The 17160-nt window shown below is 57.3% G+C and carries 22 protein-coding genes and 1 tRNA gene; 17 read left to right on the top strand and 6 right to left on the bottom strand.

From position 1 onward, the window contains the following. Nucleotides 1-285 precede the first annotated feature (285 nt). From K9F62_20930 to K9F62_20865, 14 genes are all read left to right on the top strand, one after another. Complete coding sequence (locus K9F62_20930; protein ID UJX41110.1) at nucleotides 286-1506, top strand: tyrosine-type recombinase/integrase; 1221 nt, start codon at nucleotides 286-288, stop codon at nucleotides 1504-1506. A 63-nt stretch (nucleotides 1507-1569) separates the two neighbouring features. After that, nucleotides 1570-1749 carry a type II toxin-antitoxin system HicA family toxin gene (locus tag K9F62_20925; GenBank protein UJX41109.1) on the top strand — a complete coding sequence of 60 codons (180 nt, stop codon included), beginning with the start codon at nucleotides 1570-1572 and terminating at the stop codon, nucleotides 1747-1749. 1 nt (nucleotide 1750) lies between these two features. Continuing rightward, nucleotides 1751-2227 carry a type II toxin-antitoxin system HicB family antitoxin gene (locus K9F62_20920; protein UJX41108.1) on the top strand — a complete coding sequence of 159 codons (477 nt, stop codon included), beginning with the start codon at nucleotides 1751-1753 and terminating at the stop codon, nucleotides 2225-2227. A gap of 77 nt (nucleotides 2228-2304) precedes the next feature. Beyond that, on the top strand, nucleotides 2305-3261 hold the full coding sequence (locus K9F62_20915; protein ID UJX41107.1) for a hypothetical protein: 957 nt from the start codon (nucleotides 2305-2307) through the stop codon (nucleotides 3259-3261). 173 nt (nucleotides 3262-3434) lie between these two features. Then, nucleotides 3435-3635, top strand: a complete 201-nt coding sequence (locus K9F62_20910; GenBank protein ID UJX41106.1) for an AlpA family phage regulatory protein — start codon at nucleotides 3435-3437, stop codon at nucleotides 3633-3635. 389 nt (nucleotides 3636-4024) lie between these two features. Continuing rightward, nucleotides 4025-5632 carry a helicase RepA family protein gene (locus tag K9F62_20905; GenBank protein ID UJX41105.1) on the top strand — a complete coding sequence of 536 codons (1608 nt, stop codon included), beginning with the start codon at nucleotides 4025-4027 and terminating at the stop codon, nucleotides 5630-5632. Beyond that, the gene (locus K9F62_20900) at nucleotides 5629-6909 is read left to right on the top strand and encodes a zinc-binding protein (GenBank protein UJX41104.1); all 1281 of its coding nucleotides are present in this window, start codon (nucleotides 5629-5631) and stop codon (nucleotides 6907-6909) included. Before K9F62_20905 ends, K9F62_20900 begins: the two co-directional genes overlap by 4 nt. Beyond that, on the top strand, nucleotides 6902-7135 hold the full coding sequence (locus K9F62_20895; GenBank protein UJX41103.1) for a hypothetical protein: 234 nt from the start codon (nucleotides 6902-6904) through the stop codon (nucleotides 7133-7135). Before K9F62_20900 ends, K9F62_20895 begins: the two co-directional genes overlap by 8 nt. Further along, nucleotides 7122-7301 carry a hypothetical protein gene (locus K9F62_20890; GenBank protein UJX41102.1) on the top strand — a complete coding sequence of 60 codons (180 nt, stop codon included), beginning with the start codon at nucleotides 7122-7124 and terminating at the stop codon, nucleotides 7299-7301. Before K9F62_20895 ends, K9F62_20890 begins: the two co-directional genes overlap by 14 nt. Then, nucleotides 7282-7758, top strand: a complete 477-nt coding sequence (locus K9F62_20885) for an ERCC4 domain-containing protein (GenBank protein UJX41101.1) — start codon at nucleotides 7282-7284, stop codon at nucleotides 7756-7758. The genes K9F62_20890 and K9F62_20885 overlap by 20 nt, the downstream gene beginning before the upstream one ends. A gap of 8 nt (nucleotides 7759-7766) precedes the next feature. Continuing rightward, a complete protein-coding gene (locus tag K9F62_20880) occupies nucleotides 7767-8222 on the top strand; it encodes a DUF5681 domain-containing protein (protein ID UJX43273.1) in 456 nt (151 codons plus the stop codon). Nucleotides 8223-8466: 244 nt separating this feature from the next. Continuing rightward, nucleotides 8467-8607, top strand: a complete 141-nt coding sequence (locus tag K9F62_20875; GenBank protein UJX41100.1) for a hypothetical protein — start codon at nucleotides 8467-8469, stop codon at nucleotides 8605-8607. After that, on the top strand, nucleotides 8600-8800 hold the full coding sequence (locus K9F62_20870) for a hypothetical protein (GenBank protein UJX41099.1): 201 nt from the start codon (nucleotides 8600-8602) through the stop codon (nucleotides 8798-8800). Before K9F62_20875 ends, K9F62_20870 begins: the two co-directional genes overlap by 8 nt. Nucleotides 8801-8884: 84 nt before the next feature. Continuing rightward, entirely contained in the window at nucleotides 8885-9700 is an 816-nt protein-coding gene (locus tag K9F62_20865) for a Rha family transcriptional regulator (protein ID UJX41098.1), read from the top strand. A gap of 706 nt (nucleotides 9701-10406) precedes the next feature. On the opposite strand, the gene K9F62_20860 is transcribed toward K9F62_20865, so the two are convergent. The 3 genes from K9F62_20860 to K9F62_20850 all read right to left on the bottom strand — a co-directional run bounded on the left by K9F62_20860 (nucleotide 10407) and on the right by K9F62_20850 (nucleotide 13045). Beyond that, nucleotides 10407-11198, bottom strand: coding sequence for a hypothetical protein (locus tag K9F62_20860; protein ID UJX41097.1), 792 nt, complete (start codon nucleotides 11196-11198; stop codon nucleotides 10407-10409). Beyond that, nucleotides 11195-12310 carry a site-specific integrase gene (locus K9F62_20855; GenBank protein UJX41096.1) on the bottom strand — a complete coding sequence of 372 codons (1116 nt, stop codon included), beginning with the start codon at nucleotides 12308-12310 and terminating at the stop codon, nucleotides 11195-11197. The genes K9F62_20860 and K9F62_20855 overlap by 4 nt, the downstream gene beginning before the upstream one ends. A gap of 537 nt (nucleotides 12311-12847) precedes the next feature. After that, nucleotides 12848-13045: a helix-turn-helix transcriptional regulator gene (locus tag K9F62_20850; GenBank protein ID UJX41095.1), complete on the bottom strand. Its 198-nt coding sequence runs from the start codon at nucleotides 13043-13045 to the stop codon at nucleotides 12848-12850. Nucleotides 13046-13200: 155 nt separating this feature from the next. Here K9F62_20850 and K9F62_20845 point away from each other — a divergent pair, with 155 nt between their 5' ends. Genes K9F62_20845 through K9F62_20835 form a run of 3 tightly spaced genes read left to right on the top strand, consistent with a single transcriptional unit; the run spans nucleotide 13201 to nucleotide 14400 of the window. Further along, complete coding sequence (locus tag K9F62_20845; GenBank protein UJX41094.1) at nucleotides 13201-13404, top strand: hypothetical protein; 204 nt, start codon at nucleotides 13201-13203, stop codon at nucleotides 13402-13404. After that, nucleotides 13401-14111 carry a hypothetical protein gene (locus tag K9F62_20840; protein ID UJX41093.1) on the top strand — a complete coding sequence of 237 codons (711 nt, stop codon included), beginning with the start codon at nucleotides 13401-13403 and terminating at the stop codon, nucleotides 14109-14111. The genes K9F62_20845 and K9F62_20840 overlap by 4 nt, the downstream gene beginning before the upstream one ends. Next, on the top strand, nucleotides 14104-14400 hold the full coding sequence (locus K9F62_20835; protein ID UJX41092.1) for a hypothetical protein: 297 nt from the start codon (nucleotides 14104-14106) through the stop codon (nucleotides 14398-14400). Before K9F62_20840 ends, K9F62_20835 begins: the two co-directional genes overlap by 8 nt. Before the next feature lie 230 nt (nucleotides 14401-14630). Here K9F62_20835 and K9F62_20830 read toward each other — a convergent pair whose 3' ends face one another. The 3 genes from K9F62_20830 to amrS form a co-directional block, all read right to left on the bottom strand. Further along, nucleotides 14631-14972 carry a hypothetical protein gene (locus K9F62_20830; GenBank protein UJX41091.1) on the bottom strand — a complete coding sequence of 114 codons (342 nt, stop codon included), beginning with the start codon at nucleotides 14970-14972 and terminating at the stop codon, nucleotides 14631-14633. Nucleotides 14973-16011: 1039 nt separating this feature from the next. Beyond that, a tRNA-Pro gene (locus K9F62_20825) sits at nucleotides 16012-16088 on the bottom strand. Between the two features lie 53 nt (nucleotides 16089-16141). Next, the gene (amrS, locus tag K9F62_20820; protein UJX41090.1) at nucleotides 16142-17158 is read right to left on the bottom strand and encodes an AmmeMemoRadiSam system radical SAM enzyme; all 1017 of its coding nucleotides are present in this window, start codon (nucleotides 17156-17158) and stop codon (nucleotides 16142-16144) included. Between the last annotated feature and the right edge of the window lie 2 nt (nucleotides 17159-17160).

Below are 17160 nucleotides of genomic sequence, written 5' to 3'. Positions count from 1 at the left end.
GACAAAGACGTGGGACAAATGAAAACGGCCTGCCTGGAATGCCATGCAAGCCGTTGAAATATGGTCGGGGCGAGGTGATTTGAACACCCGGCATCCTGCTCCCAAAGCATATTCGTAGCCATTTCAGGGCTTTTCAGTCTGTTTCAGGATGAATAGTAACCCATTGACAGTCCATGGAAAACACCTAAAACTCTGTTCAAGAGTGTGCAGGGTTTTTCACCCTTATGCGACCACTTTTTGTACCCCAGCTTGTACCCCAGCGAGAGAAAGCAGAGGTAATTATCCATGGGACTTACAGACCTTCAGATTAAGCGCCTTGTACCCCAGGAGAAGCGTTTTGAAGTTGGTGACGGGAAAGGGCTCTATGTGAGGGTGTTTCCCTCCGGGGTGAAGGCATGGGTGTTTCGGTACAATTTCGAGGGCATCCCCAGGCGGATGACATTGGGGAAATATCCGGTCGTGTCGCTGGCCGAGGCCCGGGAGCTTCACGGCAAGGCCCTGGCGGATGTGGAGCGTGGGGTTGATCCTGGGGCAAAGGCCCTGGACGCCAAGCGGGCGCGGAAGGCGGCTCCGACCTTTGCCGACCTTCTTGAAGAATTCTGGGACCGGGAGTTGAAGCAATGCAAAACCGCCGCTGAGCGTCGCCGTCTTGTGGAGAAGGACGCTATTCCTGCCTGGGGGCATCGCAAGGTGGTAGACCTCAAGCGCCGGGACATCGTGGTGCTTCTCGATGATGTGCGGGAGCGTGCGCCTATCACTGCCAATCGCTTGCTTGGCGTCTTGGTCCGCATGTTCGCCTTTGCTGCCGAGCGCGGCATTATCGAAGACAGCCCGGCAACGCGGATCAGGCGGCCGAGCGAGAAGCCCCGTGAGCGCGTCCTGACCGATGAGGAGATACGCCTTTTCTGGCACGGCCTGGACAAGCTGGACAGCTACCCGACAACGAAGCTGGCCTTGAAGTTCATCCTCGTGACCGGGCAGCGGTCCGGGGAAGTCACCGGCCTGCCGTGGAATGAAATCGAGGAGGATTGGTGGGGCCTACCGCCCGAGCGCATGAAGGAGGGGAGGGCACACCGTGTCCCCCTGACGCCCCTTGCCCTGGAAATCCTGGAGGAGGCCCGCCAGTACGACGATGGGTCGGGCTTCGTGTTCACTTCGGCGTCTGGCAAGAACACGAAGGGCCATATCGTTCCGATGACGCTTTCGAGCGGGTTGCAGCGCCATCTTCCCGAATTGGGCATCAAGGACCCGTTCACGCCCCACGACCTGCGCCGCACGGTGCGTACCAAGCTTGCCGAGATTGGCATAGACGACGTGACGGCCGAAAAGGTCCTCGGCCACCAACTCCAAGGCGTGCTCAAAATCTACAACCGGCATCACTACAATCAGGAGAAGCGGGCCGCGCTACTGGCCTGGGAGCGCCGGCTTTGCCGCATCCTTGGGATTGAGGCCAGGGTGCCGGGCAAGGTGGTCTCCTTTCCCGGAAGAAAAGCCGAAGGAGAGTAGCCCCATGACATTGACTATCGGGCATTTCTGCCCTACCTGTTTGCCATGAAGGGGCGCGAACTGTTGCGACGACTAGTCGCCCTCGGCGTGGTGGTCGAGCCGGCCCGGGGTAAAGGCGGCCATTGCCTGCTTCGCCATGGCGGCAAGAAAGCCCCACTCCCTGTCCACGGAGACGCGGACCTCGGCCCGGTCTTCATCAAAATGCTGTGCAAGCAGTTGGGCATTGATCCCAAGGAGCTTTAAAATGCTGCGCTATCCTGTCGTGCTGACCCCGGATGACAACGCGACCATTCTTGCCGAGGTGCCCGACATCCCCGGGACCGTCACTTTCGGCCAGGACGAAGCCGAGGCACTGGATATGGCGCTTGACGCCGCCATGACCATGCTGTGCGCCATTATGGACGACGGCGAGGATATTCCCAGCCCGAGCGAGCCCGCGGCAGGGCAACCAGTCATCGAACTGCCGCCCATGGCCGTGGTCAAGCTGGCCATCTATCAGGCCATGAAGGATCAGGGCGTCAGCCAATTGAAGATGGCAGCCCGGTTGCATACCGATCCGAAGTCCGTCCGCCGGTTGCTGGACCTCTACCACCGGAGCAAGTGGGATCACCTGGAAATGGCCCTTGAATGCCTCGGCTACCGCGTCCAGGTGCGAGTGGAGCCTTCACCGATCTATCCAGGGTTCTTCGGGAATCGAGGCAAAGAGCGCGTCTGGGGATAACCCGGGCAGGGCTATGCATTTCCTCGGCCTAGTCCTGGCCGGGGTTTTTATGGAGGACAAGTCGTGGAGGGCTTGAAATGGAAGATAGCCTTGATTTAGAGCACAAGAAAATACTCCTTGAAGATAGGTGGGGGTCAAGATTCAATGCGCTAAAGAGATCGTTTGAAGACAATTTAGAGGGAAACAAAGAAGATGTGATGGCAGAAATTGTTTCTATAAAAGAGATGTCTGAAAAATTTAAGATAAACTCTTTGATTACACAGATTGATACATGGATGAGGGGTGACAGGATATACGATTTAGAAGAATATTTAACATGTCAAGAAGTTGAACGAATTATACGCAATGATCGGTATTATTCGCATAAAGAATTTGTCCATGAGGCATTTCTCGATGATGGTACTTTTTCAACGATACTGGCACATCGAGCATTGATTGACCGATGGATCGCCAAGGGGTTGGCTTCCCTTGAAGGGTGCCCGTGGACCCCTCCCCCAAGATGGGATTATTCATATCAACACGACTGCAATGATTTTAAATCATCTTGCATAAAAGTCGCGAGCCTTCGCCGTTTTCTCAGCAGCCACAAGCTGCCGGTTCCTGCGGCTATATTCCCAAATGACCCTCAGAATACATCATTCACTCTAGATAGAATTGAACAAGAGGTGAAAACTCTTCGCGAGATGCGGAAGAGGGAGAAAGAAGTATTAGAACTTAAAGAATTACGACGGAAGTCTGAACAGTGCGGGGGCAAAGTCCAGGAAGTGGCCCAGAACACGCTTGTGGGCGAGGCTGCAATGAATGAGAAAGCAACGCTCCCGGCAACGGCTGGCGGGGGTGCTCCAGAAGTTTTAATCGCCCGGTTGCGGGAGGAAGGAGTGCAAGAACTTCGCGAACTTGCCGCCCGAGTAGATAAAGACTTCCCTGGTTTATCTGATGCTGCCTTAGGTGAACTTCTTCCCGCTCGGCCCGGCACAAGTGTGTCGTGGAAGGCTAAAAACTCACAAGGAAGGAGACTCCGGGGGAAGAAATAGTCTCGACTCCCCGCCTCAAATCAGCGCCCGCGTCACGCGGGCTTTCTTTTGCCCAAGGTCACCCCCCCACTTGCCCAAGGTTTTGCCCAAGGTTTGGGCCTTGCTGCCCAAGTACTTGGGCAGAGCATGTTTTGTCCATGACGTGCCACGAGTGCGCGTCGAGGAGCAAAATCATGCAGCAAGTGCGAATCCGCAGAAAACCCTGGGTCACTGAGGTCACCGGCCTTTCGCCCTCGACCTACCGTCGCCTTGAGATGGCCGGACAATTTCCGAAGCGAATCAAGTTGTCCAAGTCCGCTGTTGGCTGGATTGAGGCCGAAGTCTTGGCGTGGGTGGAGTCCCGGAAGGCCGAGGGGGTGGGGTATGTTCAGTAATCCCCCTGTTGAAATGCAAAGACCCGCCGGCCAGGGCGGGTCCTGCAAAAAGAGCGTGGAAAATGATGACGTCTTCTCCATGTCCGTACCGGCCCCGGTCGTCAATACAAGTTCGCCCAAACTGTGGCGCGCCCTGCGGCAATTTGACCGGAACCTCAAAAAGATCATCCGGCTTCGCGAGAAAAACGCGATCCTCCTGGAGGAGATGCGGCGACTGCAGAGGGTTGCGTCATGAGCGCCCTACGCTTGGCCGTAATCCTTTGGGTCCGTGACCTCCTCATTGGGTTTGTCGCCTTCCTGGGTTGGCCCCGCTGGCGGTGGGCGTCAAGGGTGGTGGATCGGCTTGAGGCCCAAGCGGAGTCCTTGCGCGAAAGGGCAGGAACTCGGGCATGAGCGCCCCTCCCGACCGCGAGGAAATCCGACGCCAGGTCGAAAGCCGTGTCGCCCAAGAAGAGTCCGCCCGGCAAGGCACAGGCCAGGACGACGAGAAGTATCATGGTTTCTTCGCGCGCCTGGACCTGTCCCAGTTCGACACCGGCCGGTTCCTGGACGAAGAGCCGCCACCCCTGGATTGGGTTTTGGCTGATTCTCTTCTTGCCGGGGTTGTCGGCTATGTCGCAGGGGCCCAGGGAACCGGAAAAAGCCGTTTTCTGCTCCAGATAGGTGCGGCTGTAGCCACGGGCCATACGGGCTTTTTAGGGGAAGCACTGCGGCCGGCCAGGAAAGGCAAAGTGCTCGCTGTCTTCTGTGAGGAAGACCGCCGCGTCCTCTGGCGTCGGGTCCGCCGCATGTTCCGGGCCTTCTGTCCCAGACACGCCGAGTCTGATGGCCGACGCGTCACCGTTCTCCCTCATCCTGCAGAAGCCGATTTCCGGGCCAACTTCATTACCATCCCGGCCGCCGGCCAGGACCTGCGACTTATCGAGGTTGCCGGCGGCGATGCCCAACCCTCTCGGAACTTCTTCGAGCTCCTGACCTTGGCGAAGTCCATCCCTAGCTTGGCCCTGGTCATCCTGGACCCGCAATCCCGTCTTTTCGGACAAAACGAAAACGACAACTCGGCCGCCACCACTTTTTGCTCCCTGCTTGAACGTCTCGCCCAGGAGACGGGCGCGGCGGTCCTGTGCTGCGCCCATACCACGAAGGGTGGTGCCAAGAAAAAGGACGGCTCCATGGATCTTCAAGCCGCCCTTCACCAGGACGCCATGCGCGGCGCGTCCGGTTTTTCCGCTGCGGCGCGGTGGCAACTGAACCTGGTTTCTTTGCCCGGCAAGACGGCCAGGGTCGAGGGCGTGGACAGCAAGGCAGCCGATGGCCAGTACCTCGCCGGGAAGGTCTGCAAGGCCAATGACGCCCCTTTGGGCGAAGTCTTCTACCTGCGCCGCGACCACGACGGAACGCTACGCCATATCGAGCCCGAACGATCCGAAGAGGACAAGGCCCTGGAGGCCCAGCTTGTGGAAAGGATCACGGCCGAGGTTCGGCGACGAGAGGTTGAGGGTGAGCCGGCCTTGACCGTCAAAGCCCTGGGCGACGTTTTCCCGGCAAGATGGAAGGAGGACATTTCCGGGGCGACAAAGACGGCTGTCAGGGCTGCGGCCGCCGCCGCGATTCTGGACGGGGAGCTGTTTGAGGTTCGGCGGCGTAGTGGGAATGGGAGCCTTCACAACTTCTTGTGCACGACTCTGCATGCAGGTCAAATTGATTCTAGCCAATTGAGAACGGTCGAGAATGCCGGACAGAATGCCGGACAGGAAATGGCGGACAGCACCGGACAAAAAACGCCGTCCGGCATTAACACACTGTCATCTAAAGAAAAAAATGCCGGACAGCGTAAATGCCGGACAGAAGGCCCGTCCGGCACGCAACCTATTGAAATCACAGTGCCGGACAGCCGGACAGCCTCTCCCTCTAAAGAGGGGGAAAATGCCTGTCCGGCATTTCCCCTCATAGCCTCATTGGATGCCGAAACCCAGAAAGAGGAGGCCCGGTCATGAACCTCCTGGACCTCATTCCTGCCGGGTTGAAATACGTCTCCGCGACAAGCGGCGGCGAGTACGCCGGCCCTTGCCCTTGGTGCGGCGGCGAGGATCGTTTCCGCGTCTGGCCCGATCACCCAAGCGGTGCGACCGGCGGGAAGTTTATGTGCCGTGGCTGCGGCAAGTCGGGCGATGCCATAGCGTTCATCATGGAGCACGGCGGTGTGGGTTACGTCGAGGCATGCCGGCTTCTGGGCACAGAACCAAAATCCACCGAGGCGAGCCACGCTCGTAAGGCTACCATCTGGGAGCCGAAGGCCTCCGTTCTGCCTGGTGCAACCTGGATCGCTCGCGCCGGTCAGTTCATTGACCGTTGCGCCGCCGCTCTGGCCGCTGGTGGTCCTGGGCTCGATTACGCTCGAGGCCGAGGCCTGACCGCCAAGACGTGCGCCGCGCTACGGATCGGCTGGAACGACCGCGACCGCTATGAGGACCGCGCCGCTTGGGGGTTGCCCGAAGAGATCAACCCCAAAACGGGAAAGCCCAGACGTGTCTGGCTTCCGTCTGGTCTGGTCATTCCGACCTTGCGCGCCGGCCAGGTGGCCGCCGTCAAAATCCGCCGGGCTGCGTGGGCGCCCGAAGACGAGTTGCCGAAATACTGCGCAGTCTCAGGTGGTGGGAAGCTGCCCATGGTCCTGGCTCCGGGCAAGGGTAAGCCCTGCATTCTTCTTGAAGGCGAACTGGACGCCGTTTTGTGTGCTCAGGCGGCCCGCGACTTTGTGACCGCCATCGCCTTGAGGACGGCCAAGGCCAAACCCGATGCCGAGGCCCATGCGCTGTTGACCGCCGCGTCGTTGATTCTGGTGGCGACCGACGCCGACGAAGCAGGTGCGACCGCTTGGCCGTGGTGGCGAGAGCATTACCCCCGGGCCGTCAGGTGGCCGACGCCACATGGGAAAGACCCGGGCGACCTGATGGCCGAGCCGGGCATGGTCAGAGCCTGGATCGAGGCCGGGCTTCCTCAGGTCGATGCCACTGGCCTTTCTTGGCTGCCGGGCGCTCCTGACATCGACCACCCGGACTTTGACGGCTGGTGGGCGGCATTCGACCTGTGCGACCTTGCTCAACACCATGCCCTGCGCGTGGTCATGGCTGGCGGCCGGCTGCGTCTTGTCTACCCGGCCAATCCCCATCCCGATCTTGTTGGCTACGCGAAAAGCCTTTTCGCGGATGCTCTCCCTTTTCTCGAACAACACATGGGCGAATTGCCCACCCAGGAGGCGCAGCATGGATAGCGACACCCTGACCGCTCGCAAGCTCTTCCTGTCCACCATGGCCAACCTGGAAATGGGCCAAGAAGCCTACTTCGCCCTGGCCGAGGCCATGACGACCGTTTGGCACGCCAGCCTGACCGGACGGCCTTTGAGCACTGAGGAGTCTCAGCGGGTTCAAAGCGCCTGCCGCAACGGCATGGCCACCATCAAAGCTCTGTGCGGGAGGTTCGAAGATGACGTCGCGTAATTCCACCATGCAGCAGGGCCGCCAGGTCCACATGCCGCCCAAGACTGAAGCCGAGCTTGAGGCCGAGGCCATCCGGGAACTTGAGCACATGGAACGCGCACTGAACGCCAAGAAGTCGAACAACGGGCCCAAGCGCTGGGGGCGGTATGAAGATCGTCGTGGATAGTCGGGAGCAGGCCCCTTTCCCATTCGAGGGCTACGGCGCGGAGGTCATGCAGGGGACGTTGACGGCCGGGGACTACTCTCTTGTCGGGCTGGAACCTCTGGTAGCCGTGGAGCGTAAAAGCCTGCCCGACCTTGTGCAATGTCTCGGAAGGGAACGTCCGAGGTTTGAGCGCGAGCTTGAGCGGCTGCGCGGCTTCGAGTCCGCTGCCGTGGTGGTCGAATCGCCCATGTCCGCCCTGGCCCTCGGTGAATACCGATCCGCCCTCAATCCGAAGGCCGCCTATGAATCCGTGGTGGCTTTCATGTGCAGATACAAGCTGACGTTCTACTTCGCTCAGGATCGGCGTGGTGCCGAGCGATTCACTTTCTCGTTCCTGCGCCATTTTCAACGAACGATTGCACGACGTTATGCGTCTGTCGCGAAATCCCAGGCCCCGGCAAAGGGGAAAGCGGCATGAAGGATATTATGGCTGAAAGTCCTCTGAAAAAGCAGCCAAAGCAGCGAGGAGCAGGGAAACGCTTCGAGCCCGGCCAGTCGGGGAATCCGGCAGGCAAGCCCAAAGGTTGCCGCTCCCGTGCCACCATGGCCGCACAAGCCCTTATCGACGGCAAGGCGGAGGAAGTCGTCAACAAGGCCCTTGAATTGGCCCTGTCTGGCGATGGTCCGGTTCTGCGGGCGATCCTCGACCGGCTGTGCCCGCCGCGCAAGGACGGTCCCATCAAGGTGACGCTGCCGGCCATCGAGAGTGCTGCTGACATCCCAACCGTGACAAGCGCCCTGCTGGAAGCTGTGGGCAAGGGAAAGTTGACGCCTGCAGAAGCCCAGGCAGTGGCCGGGCTGGTGGAAATGCATCGTCGTGCGCTTGAGACATCAGAGCTTGAGGAACGAATTTCAAAACTTGAGGAGTTCAAGGGTAAATGATCGCAAGAAATCTGAAAACAAGGGTCAAGAATTTGGAAGACAATGCACCATGTACTTACTGCCTGTGCCTCGAACCACGGCCAGGACAAACAGACGACGAGTGTGTTGCCGAGTTTTACGCAAAACATCCAGAAGCACGGAGCGAGAAGAGCGGTCTTCCGTTCCTGTTCTCATAGGTTACGTCATGCGAAACCTTGAATCACGTGTGAAGCGGCTCGAGGCCGACAGCATAGAAGAAACATGCATGATCGTTCCGGTATACCCGGGCCAAAGCAAGGAAGAAGCGAGGGAGGAGTATTTCACCGAGCATCCCGACATGCGCAACTATTCCGGGTTGTCACCTTTTCTGTTTGTGAAAATGTTCAGGGAGAAAGAGAATGCGTGAGTTGCAAAAGCGCGTTGCCAAGCTCGAACACATGGCGACTGGCGAAATCCCGTTGGTGTTCGTCCCCATGGGGGCAACCCCGGAAGAAGCGAGGGCCGAGTGGCTTATGGCCCATCCCGGGGAGCATCCCAGCAAAATCAACTGCTTCATATCAGGCGTGCCCGAGCCGGACCCATTGCCGGCTGATCTGTGAGCGACAATCCCGATGTTGGCGGGAGAGGAATGGGCGCCAGGGGCCGGGCTAGACTCGATCCCCTGCCGTGGGTAAGGAGAAACCATGGGCAAAATCGAAATCAACCTGATCGACCAAGAGCCCCGGGTGGACTCGCGCCTGATCGCCAAGCGCATGGGAGTGGATCACAGGTCCACCTTCCGGCTTGTGACGAAGTTCCAAGACAAGCTGGAAGAGCTCGGAATAGTGCGATTTGAAATCGCACAAACCGGCCGCAAAGGGATGCCCCAAAAGTATGCCTACCTCAACGAGGACCAAGCCGTTTTCTTGCTGACGCTGACCAGGAATACGCCCGAGGTTGTGGCCCTCAAGCTGGACCTGACAAAGGCCTTTAAGCGGTATCGGGATGCTGCCCGTTGCGCCCTGCGACATGCTGAACGCCGAACCCTGCTGGAATGGCAAACAGCCCGGCAGGAGGGAAAGACAGCTCGTCGCGAACTGGCCACCGTCCTGGCCGACTTCGTGGTCTACGCCCGGGCCCAGGGAAGCGCCCATGCCGACCGCTACTTCATGAACATCACGCGCATGGTCTACCGCGTCTTTTTCAGCCTGCCCCCGGTAGTCGAGCGCCAGCTTCGCCATACCATCCGTGACCACTTGGACGCCCGCCAACTTCGTGACCTTGCCACCGTGGAGGAACGCCTTGCCCTGGAGATGGACGACCAGATGGACAGGGGCGTGCCGTACAAGGTCATATTCGAGCAGGCGCGGAAGTTCGTTGAGGCCCTGGCCCGGATGTTCAAGCCGTCGCCTGTCGTGCCGCTGGGGATGGCTTCACCGTTGGTGGCCAGCACCCCCAGGCCTCGGCCTTCCAGGATGGTATGGCTCCCGCTGATCGAACGCCGGGTGGGGAATGCATGATGGCGGGCAAAGCAAGGGCAGAAGTTAAAAACGACGGGCCGGGGAAACTCGGCCCTTTCTTTTTGCCTGGGAATTTCGCTTCAGGAGCCCCACAGAAGCGACGCAAACGACAACTTGGCCAACGGTCCGACAAAAGGGGGATAAGGCCGTATGGGCCTTCTGGACGGCTTCTCGCGCTCGGCCTTCGGCACCCCCCTTGACCCTGCCGAGCGGCGTGCTATTGCGAAATTGCGGACCGCGCCTGAGAGTCTCGAAAGAGATTCCGACGTGCCAGAGGCCTTCCCTCAGGAACTGCGCTGGGGACACGACAGGTCAGTTCGTATCGCGCCTGAAGGTGTCGCGAGGCACCTCGCCATGCCAGAGGCACTCCCCCTGAAGGACATGCGCTGGGGACATGGCAGGCGCGATTTTTCTTAGCGCCTTTTGTTCCCGGGGGAGATGAGCCGTCTTCCTGGCGGACGGCTTCGGAAGGGAGGGGCGCTATGCTCTTTTATGGGGCAGGGCTGAGGGCATCCGCCGGCGCGGGGAATGCCGCTGACGAATAGGCCCAGCAACGTGAAGCCGGGATGAGGATCGCGGGGCCGGGGTGACTCGGCCCTTTCTTTTGTTCATTGGGCATGGTCCCTAGGGGAGGGGAGTGACAAAAGTCAACTATGAGAAATAATAACTGCATAGTACTCTGTTGAGAGGAGTGTTGCGGGGAAGCTCACTTGATTTTTTTAACCAACTCTTCCATCTGCGCATTTAATTTTTCAAATTCTCTGATTAGTCGGCTTGGAGATTTTGTAGTTTTAATGTAATTTCTAAGATCAATTGTATATGACTCTATGCAGTTTATGTCATTGTATATATATGAAACTGAAACATTAAAAGTATGGGGATTGATTGGTTTTTTGCCTTCGGCAGAATGTTTATCGTCGCTGACGATATTCCATGCTTGGTCTAGATAGTATACATACTCGTCGCCTGGCGGCATGTATGCCATCATATTTGAAAATGGACGATATGTTTTTATGTTGTGATCATCTCTCTTGTTTGAAAATGCATAAAAATCTTTATCTATTGAAAATAAAACATCGCTTGCAATTCCATTGCCTATATTTCTAATCACGAGGTAAAACATAGAAGATTTCGTATCTGTTTCTATGGTAACATGCATTTTTGGCTTATTTGTGTCTATATATTGCTTTTTCATTGTGTCTAGCATTTTGTATGTAAAATACGTATATAGCCCGGCGACAATTGCGGCAATCAGTGTGGCTAGTAGTATGCCTAAATTTGTGTAGTCACTTATGCTCATTATTGCACCTGATAGTTGTTCGGTCTTCGTGCTCTGTGATAGAGATCGGATGGTAAGCATTTTGGCTTCGACAGGGCAATAGTTTTGTATGCCTCCTCCAAAGCTAGTTGGAGTGATCACAGTCATGGGATGGTTGATTTGGGCGAAGGCCGATACTGACAGGGACAGAACCGCCAAGGTCAGGGTGATCCGCTTCATAATGCTCCCGGAGTTGAGATTTTCCCTCTTGAGAATACATCTTCAATGGCTTCTCTTAGCTTCCCCGGGTCCAGGCCAAGACGCTTGAGGTAAACTTCTGTGGTCCCGGCATTCTCGTGGCGTAACATGGCCTGGATTGTCGCCACGGATTTTCCCGCATGATACAGCATCACGGCAGAGAGATGGCGGACGGCATGAAGGCCGAACTCCTTCACTCCTGCCCGGGCGCACTCACGTTTCAGCCAATGGTTCCGTTTGCTAAACGCTTCCCCTGCATATTGGCGGTCGAAGGCGAAGGCCCCAAGGGCTTGAAATACAGGACCTTCGGCATTGGCCCTTGTGTCGCGAAGCTCTTGCATGGAGGCTTTGAGTTCGGGGGTCATGGGAAGCCAATCCTGCTTCCATGATCCTGACCGGGTCTTTCTGGATGTCAGCCGCACCTTGCAGCCGGAGAAGTCAACGTCATCCCAGTTCAGTCGGAAAAGCTCCCCTTTGCGGGCAGCCAGATGGAGAGCGGCCAAAAGCATGGTCCGGTCTTGTCCGGTCTGCCGGGCCAGAACCTTGGCAAAGTCCTCGGGGGTAGGGACATAGCGATCACACCGATTTTCTGCGTATCGTTGAACCGCCTGGAAAGGGTTTTCTCCACCGGGAAAGCCTTGGCGCCGAAACCGCTTCTTTGCCCAATTCCAGGCCCAGGTCAGATTCTTACGGTCTTTATTTGCCGCATTCCCGCCTCGCGTTTCTGCCTGTTTGTTCAAAAAGGTTTCAGCGGCATCAACATCAACAGCCTCAAGCAGTGTATCTGGTCCGATGCTTAGGACGAAGCGTTTAAGGACTCTGTATTTCTCGGCATACGTTCGCGCGGAATCCCTAACTTTGGAATGCAATCCGGCTTCAGTCGCCAGACGGAGGACTGTCCAGGAAACCAAGGGGATCGTCTGAACGCCTGCCTGTAGATTTTTTAGGCGGACCTTCTCTGCCGCCTCCCAGGCTGCCGCGGCTCTTTCGCTGTCCTTTGAGGCGTCCGGGAGCCAATGACTGGAGCGCTGGCCGTTGACCATCACGGCACCACACCATCGCTTCGTCCCGTTTCTGCGGAGTAAGCTTGGCATTAAGCACCTCCTTGACTCGGAATTCAAAGAACATGAAGTGGCCGCGTGCGACCTTAATGCCTCCCCATTTGCCTGCATTCCTGCGAATGGTCCGCACATCTATCCCAAGATATTCAGCAAAGACCGTGTCCTGGATTGGCCGGCCAAATTCGGCAACAAGATCCCCCAGAGTCATGGCATTCGCCGGCAATTTTTCTTTGCCCATGGCATCCGGTAGCGCCCTTCGGATAGGGAAGCAAGAGCCCGGCTGTTGCCTGTTGGCGAACCAGTAGAAAAGACAGGAAGCGCTATGGACGTTCAAGGCCCATTCTTCACCCTAGCCAAGGCGGCGGAATACTGTGGGTACAAAAGCCACGAGCATTTTGCTGAGTTACTCCGGGGGGATGTGGTCCCCAAGTTTGGACTGAAACGCAATCGCTACGCCCGCTCGGTGCTTGACGCTTTCATGGCTGACCCTGAAGCATTTAAGAAACCTCCCCTGGCAAGCCGACGTGTCCCTAAGAAGCTGGTAGCGTAGGGAGCATATCCCCTGCCAGGTCACTCCTCCTCGTACAAGTCCTTCGTCCTGACCCCGAGCGCCACGGCGATGGTGGCCAGGGTGTCGAGTGTGCACCGGCCGATCATATCCCCCCGGGCGCGCATGATGGTCTGGGGTGCAAGTCGCGTGGCCTCGGCCAAAGCCCGAACGGTCCATTCTTTTTCAGACATCAATTTTTCCAAGTTACTTGAGAGCATATGGCCTCCTTGTGATGATTTGCTAACACATTCAGTTGACCTTGTTAGTGATGATGAATTAACACAATTGAGACGGCAACAAAAAAACAGCCCGGCAGGATGCGCCAACATCCTACCGGGGCCTGACCACAACCCTACCCTCTGGAGGTAGAACCATGGCTGAGCATCCGCTTACCTTGTCCCTGTCCCGCGTTCAATCCCAACCCTACACCCTGGCCGAGGTCCACGCCTGGGCGCTTCTGAAGGCCCTCTGCGGGCATTCCCGTTCATTTTTCGGCGACGGGCCTGCCTCGCTGCCCGTGGAACCCTGTGCGCCGATTCTCCCCATCCTGCCGGGCATGGTGGATGTGGCGTTATGAGCCGCTTCACCTACCTGACCCCGACACTGTTTCGAGAGCTGGATGCCCTGACCCGGACTTTCGCCGGCAAGCCGATCATCGTGGAGCGAGTGGAAAAAATGGAGGGCTATTGGGGCTACGTCAGTCCGTGGGCGCGTGGCCTTGTCATCCACCTGGGGGGAAAAGCTTGCGATGAGCGGTCGTGCATCGCCCTGTCCAACGTCATCGACCTGGACGCCTTCGCCGGGAACAAGACGGGCATCCTCGACCTTGGCGCTGTCCCTGCCGAAGATGTGTATCGCTTCCTGACGTGGCACGAGATCGCGCACGTGATCCAGATGGACGCCATGACCTATTTCCGCATGGACATGGACGCCACGCCTGCGGATATCAAGCGTCGGGTCTACCGACTGGCCGAGCACCGCGCCGACTGTCACGCCTGGGACGTGCTTTATCCCGGCAAGGAAATGCCCCTGTTGCCCGGAGCCGAGGGGCACTTGGCCGAGATCGAGGAAACCGCCATCGCCTGCAAAGCCATCCTGGAGAAGGAGAAGCGCCGCGAGCCTATTGAACCGTTGACCACGGACCCGTGCCAGTATGTGCCGGTCTGTCACGCGGAAAAGGGTATCCCTTGGGCTGACGAGGTGGGCGCGGACCCGTTTTGCCTGTGGGGGACGGTCGGGGATGGGCGGATCGTGCCGGCAGTGCGGGAGGCGTGTCATGAGTAATCCCGCCATCAACCGCATGCGCACGTTGTCGCTCCACCTAAGCGACATTCAGAACGATGTTGAGAACTGCCAGGCCGGGCTGGCATTCCTCGGGGACGTCCTCAAGGCGTGCCGCAGGATGACCATGGACGGGACGAGTGCCAAGGGCCTCGGCCACATCATCCACACCCTGAACGTAGACCTGGAGGGGACAGACGCCGATTTTGATGAACTGAGGAAGTTCTTCGGTGCCGGCGATGGAGAGCGAGTCATCGACCTGGACCAGATGGGAGGCCACGGCCAAACGTAAGTTTGAGGCAACAGGACTATGGGCGGCCTGCTTCTTCGGAGGTGGGCCGCGTTTTGATTTGGCCATGCAACGACGGAAATTTGACAGGGCGATCTAGAGATCAAGGGGCAGGATTCTTTCTGTTACCCGGTTGTCAGGGCGCGAAGCTTGAACCGTAATAATCGGCATGCCAGATTTTGCGTTGCATTGGTCACAGTGGCTACATTGGGTAGTGTAGAAGCCCATGCTGCTTAGGAGCCCTTCTTCCCAAAGGCTTTTATAAGAGATTTCAGTACAATAGTTCTGGCATTTTCGTGTCTTTCTTGGGGGTTTTCTTTTAAGTAATTGAACACTACGTCGAATATTTGAATTTTAGTTACCCCTGGATTTATGTTGAGAACAATTCCTTGTAGGGTGTCAGTTACTCCGATCACATAGCCCATGGCGTAATTCTTTTTCGGGCTTCCGTATCCATCTTTCATGCTTTCAAATAGATCATTTCCAGAGTCATATACGAAAATATTTTCTCCAGCATATGGTGAAATGCTTAATAATAAGATGAAAGTAGTTGTACATAATAATACTTTAAACATATTTGCTCCTGATAAGTAGTATAAAGACCCACAATCCTCTGGCGCTCGCGGTCCTTTATTAATTCATATTCTTCCATGTAAAAGAAGTATAAAGTTTTGGTCTCCTAAGCCCTGGACTAGGCGATACGAAGTTGATCATGCCTCCCTACCGTGAAAGCGATTGGTCTTGTAAATAAGGATGCCATGGAAGACTAGAACGATAAGCATGCCAATGACAACGTCATCAGGAAAGGCCAAGATAATCTCCTCCCACCCCGTTCGTCCCACTCCGCTATTTTTCAACGGCCTAGCCGCTAGGACTTTGCGACGAATCCTCTTTAAGTTTGGCCCCCGGCTGTTCGCGCGTCAGGTCGCGGAGCATGGTAGACGGGCAGCATCCCTGGCGGGAGCGTACAAGGCGAAACCAGACTAATCGCTCCTGTAGTGGGCATGGGGCTGGGCTCCGTATCCGTTATGCTTTGGATGTGAGGAAGGTAAAATAGTTTATAAGTAATACGTAACTGTAATTATTCCCTGTTTGCTTGGAGGGCCTGACAAAGTATCTCGCGGATCAAGCATCTCATTTTCCATGGCCTTACAAGCTTTTGGAAGTTCATGTTGATTCGAATTGTTCGCGCTTTGGTAATGGTGTTGAGGTTGATTTAGTCTTGTGCATGTTTCATTATTAACATCGACAGATGTTATAGTCAGTGTTGGGTGTCCTTGAACACGGGCATTGTTTTTCAATAGGACGACGGTGTTCTGATGGTCTCGGGTTGTTGCCATGGTCTGCACTCCTTGTTCCAGTAAAACAATTTCCGGGGATACCTCAGAACAGCTGTGGCTGAAAGGTCAAAAGCTTTATTTTGCGCTTATTTTTTTAATCTAATCTTCAGGGATGGGGAAGACAATTGGGCTTCCAGGGCAAGCGGGGGCGGAGGGGTGAAAGTCGTTCAAGGGCACAAGCCCAACGGGCTCACTTTTTGTACCCCAGATTGTACCCTGAAAAATTTTACACGAAAAAAGGGCCTGCGAAATAATCGCAAGCCCTTGAAATCTATGGTCGGGGCGAGGTGATTTGAACACCCGGCATCCTGCTCCCAAAGCAGGCGCGCTACCAGTCTGCGCCACGCCCCGAACGGAGGCGCAATGCTTACTGCAACTGCGACCCCATGGCAAGCCGGTGGGGCCTATGGCAGCCCGACCCCGGCGATCGCCGCGCCGCAGGACGCGCAGTGTCCCTGCGTGAGGCGCGTGTCCCGCAGCCCCATGCCCGATCGCGTCAGCACGACCGTTCCGCAGGCCGGGCAGATCGTGCCGCTATGCGCCTCATTGGCCACATTGCCTACATAGACGTAGCGCAACCCGGCCTCGCGACCGATGGCAAAGGCCCGCTCCAGCCGGGAAAGCGGCGTCGGCGGCGTGTCGCGCATGCCGAAATCCGGATGGAAACGCGAGATGTGCCACGGCGTGTCCGGCCCCAGTTCCTTGACCAGGAACCCGGCCAGTTCCCGAAGCTCCGCATCGGCGTCGTTGGCCCCGGGAATGAGCAGGGTCGTCACCTCCAGCCACCAGCCGAGGCTGCGCATGTGCGCGAGGTTTTGCAGCACGGGGCGAAGCCTAGCCCCGCATACGCGCTCGTAGAAATCCGCGTTCATGGCCTTGAGGTCGATGTTGGCCGCGTCGATGAGCCCGTCCAGGGCTTCGAGGCATTTGGCGCTCTGGAACCCGTTGGACACCATGATGTTTTTAAGCCCCGCCTCGTGGGCCAGGGCCGCCGTGTCGCGCATGAGCTCGAAAAAGACCGTGGGCTCGGAATAGGTGTAGGCGATCGAGGACGCGCCCGATGCCTTGGCCGCTGCCACAAGAGCCTCCGGCGTGGTTCGTTCGCCGGTCACCGGGCGACCCTGGCGCGGCGGCTGGGACAGGGAATAATTCTGGCAGAAGGCGCACGACAGGTTGCAGCCCATGGTCCCGATGGAAAAGGCGAGGCTGCCCGGCTGAAAGTGGTAGAGCGGTTTTTTCTCCACCGGATCGAGATGCACCGCCGCCACCCGTTCGTACGCCAGGGTGTAAAGCGCGCCCGCCTTGTTGACCCGCACCCCGCACAGGCCCCGGTCGCCGTCGGCGATGCGGCAAAAATGCGCGCACAGCCGGCACGACACGCGCCCGTCGGGCAGCGGTTTCCACAATTGCGCCGGATGCATGA

The sequence above is a fragment of the Desulfovibrio sp. JY genome, assembly GCA_021730285.1.
Lineage (GTDB): Bacteria > Desulfobacterota > Desulfovibrionia > Desulfovibrionales > Desulfovibrionaceae > Solidesulfovibrio.
Note: the sequence above shows the minus strand (reverse complement) of the source record. Positions and strands in the feature narration are given on the sequence as shown.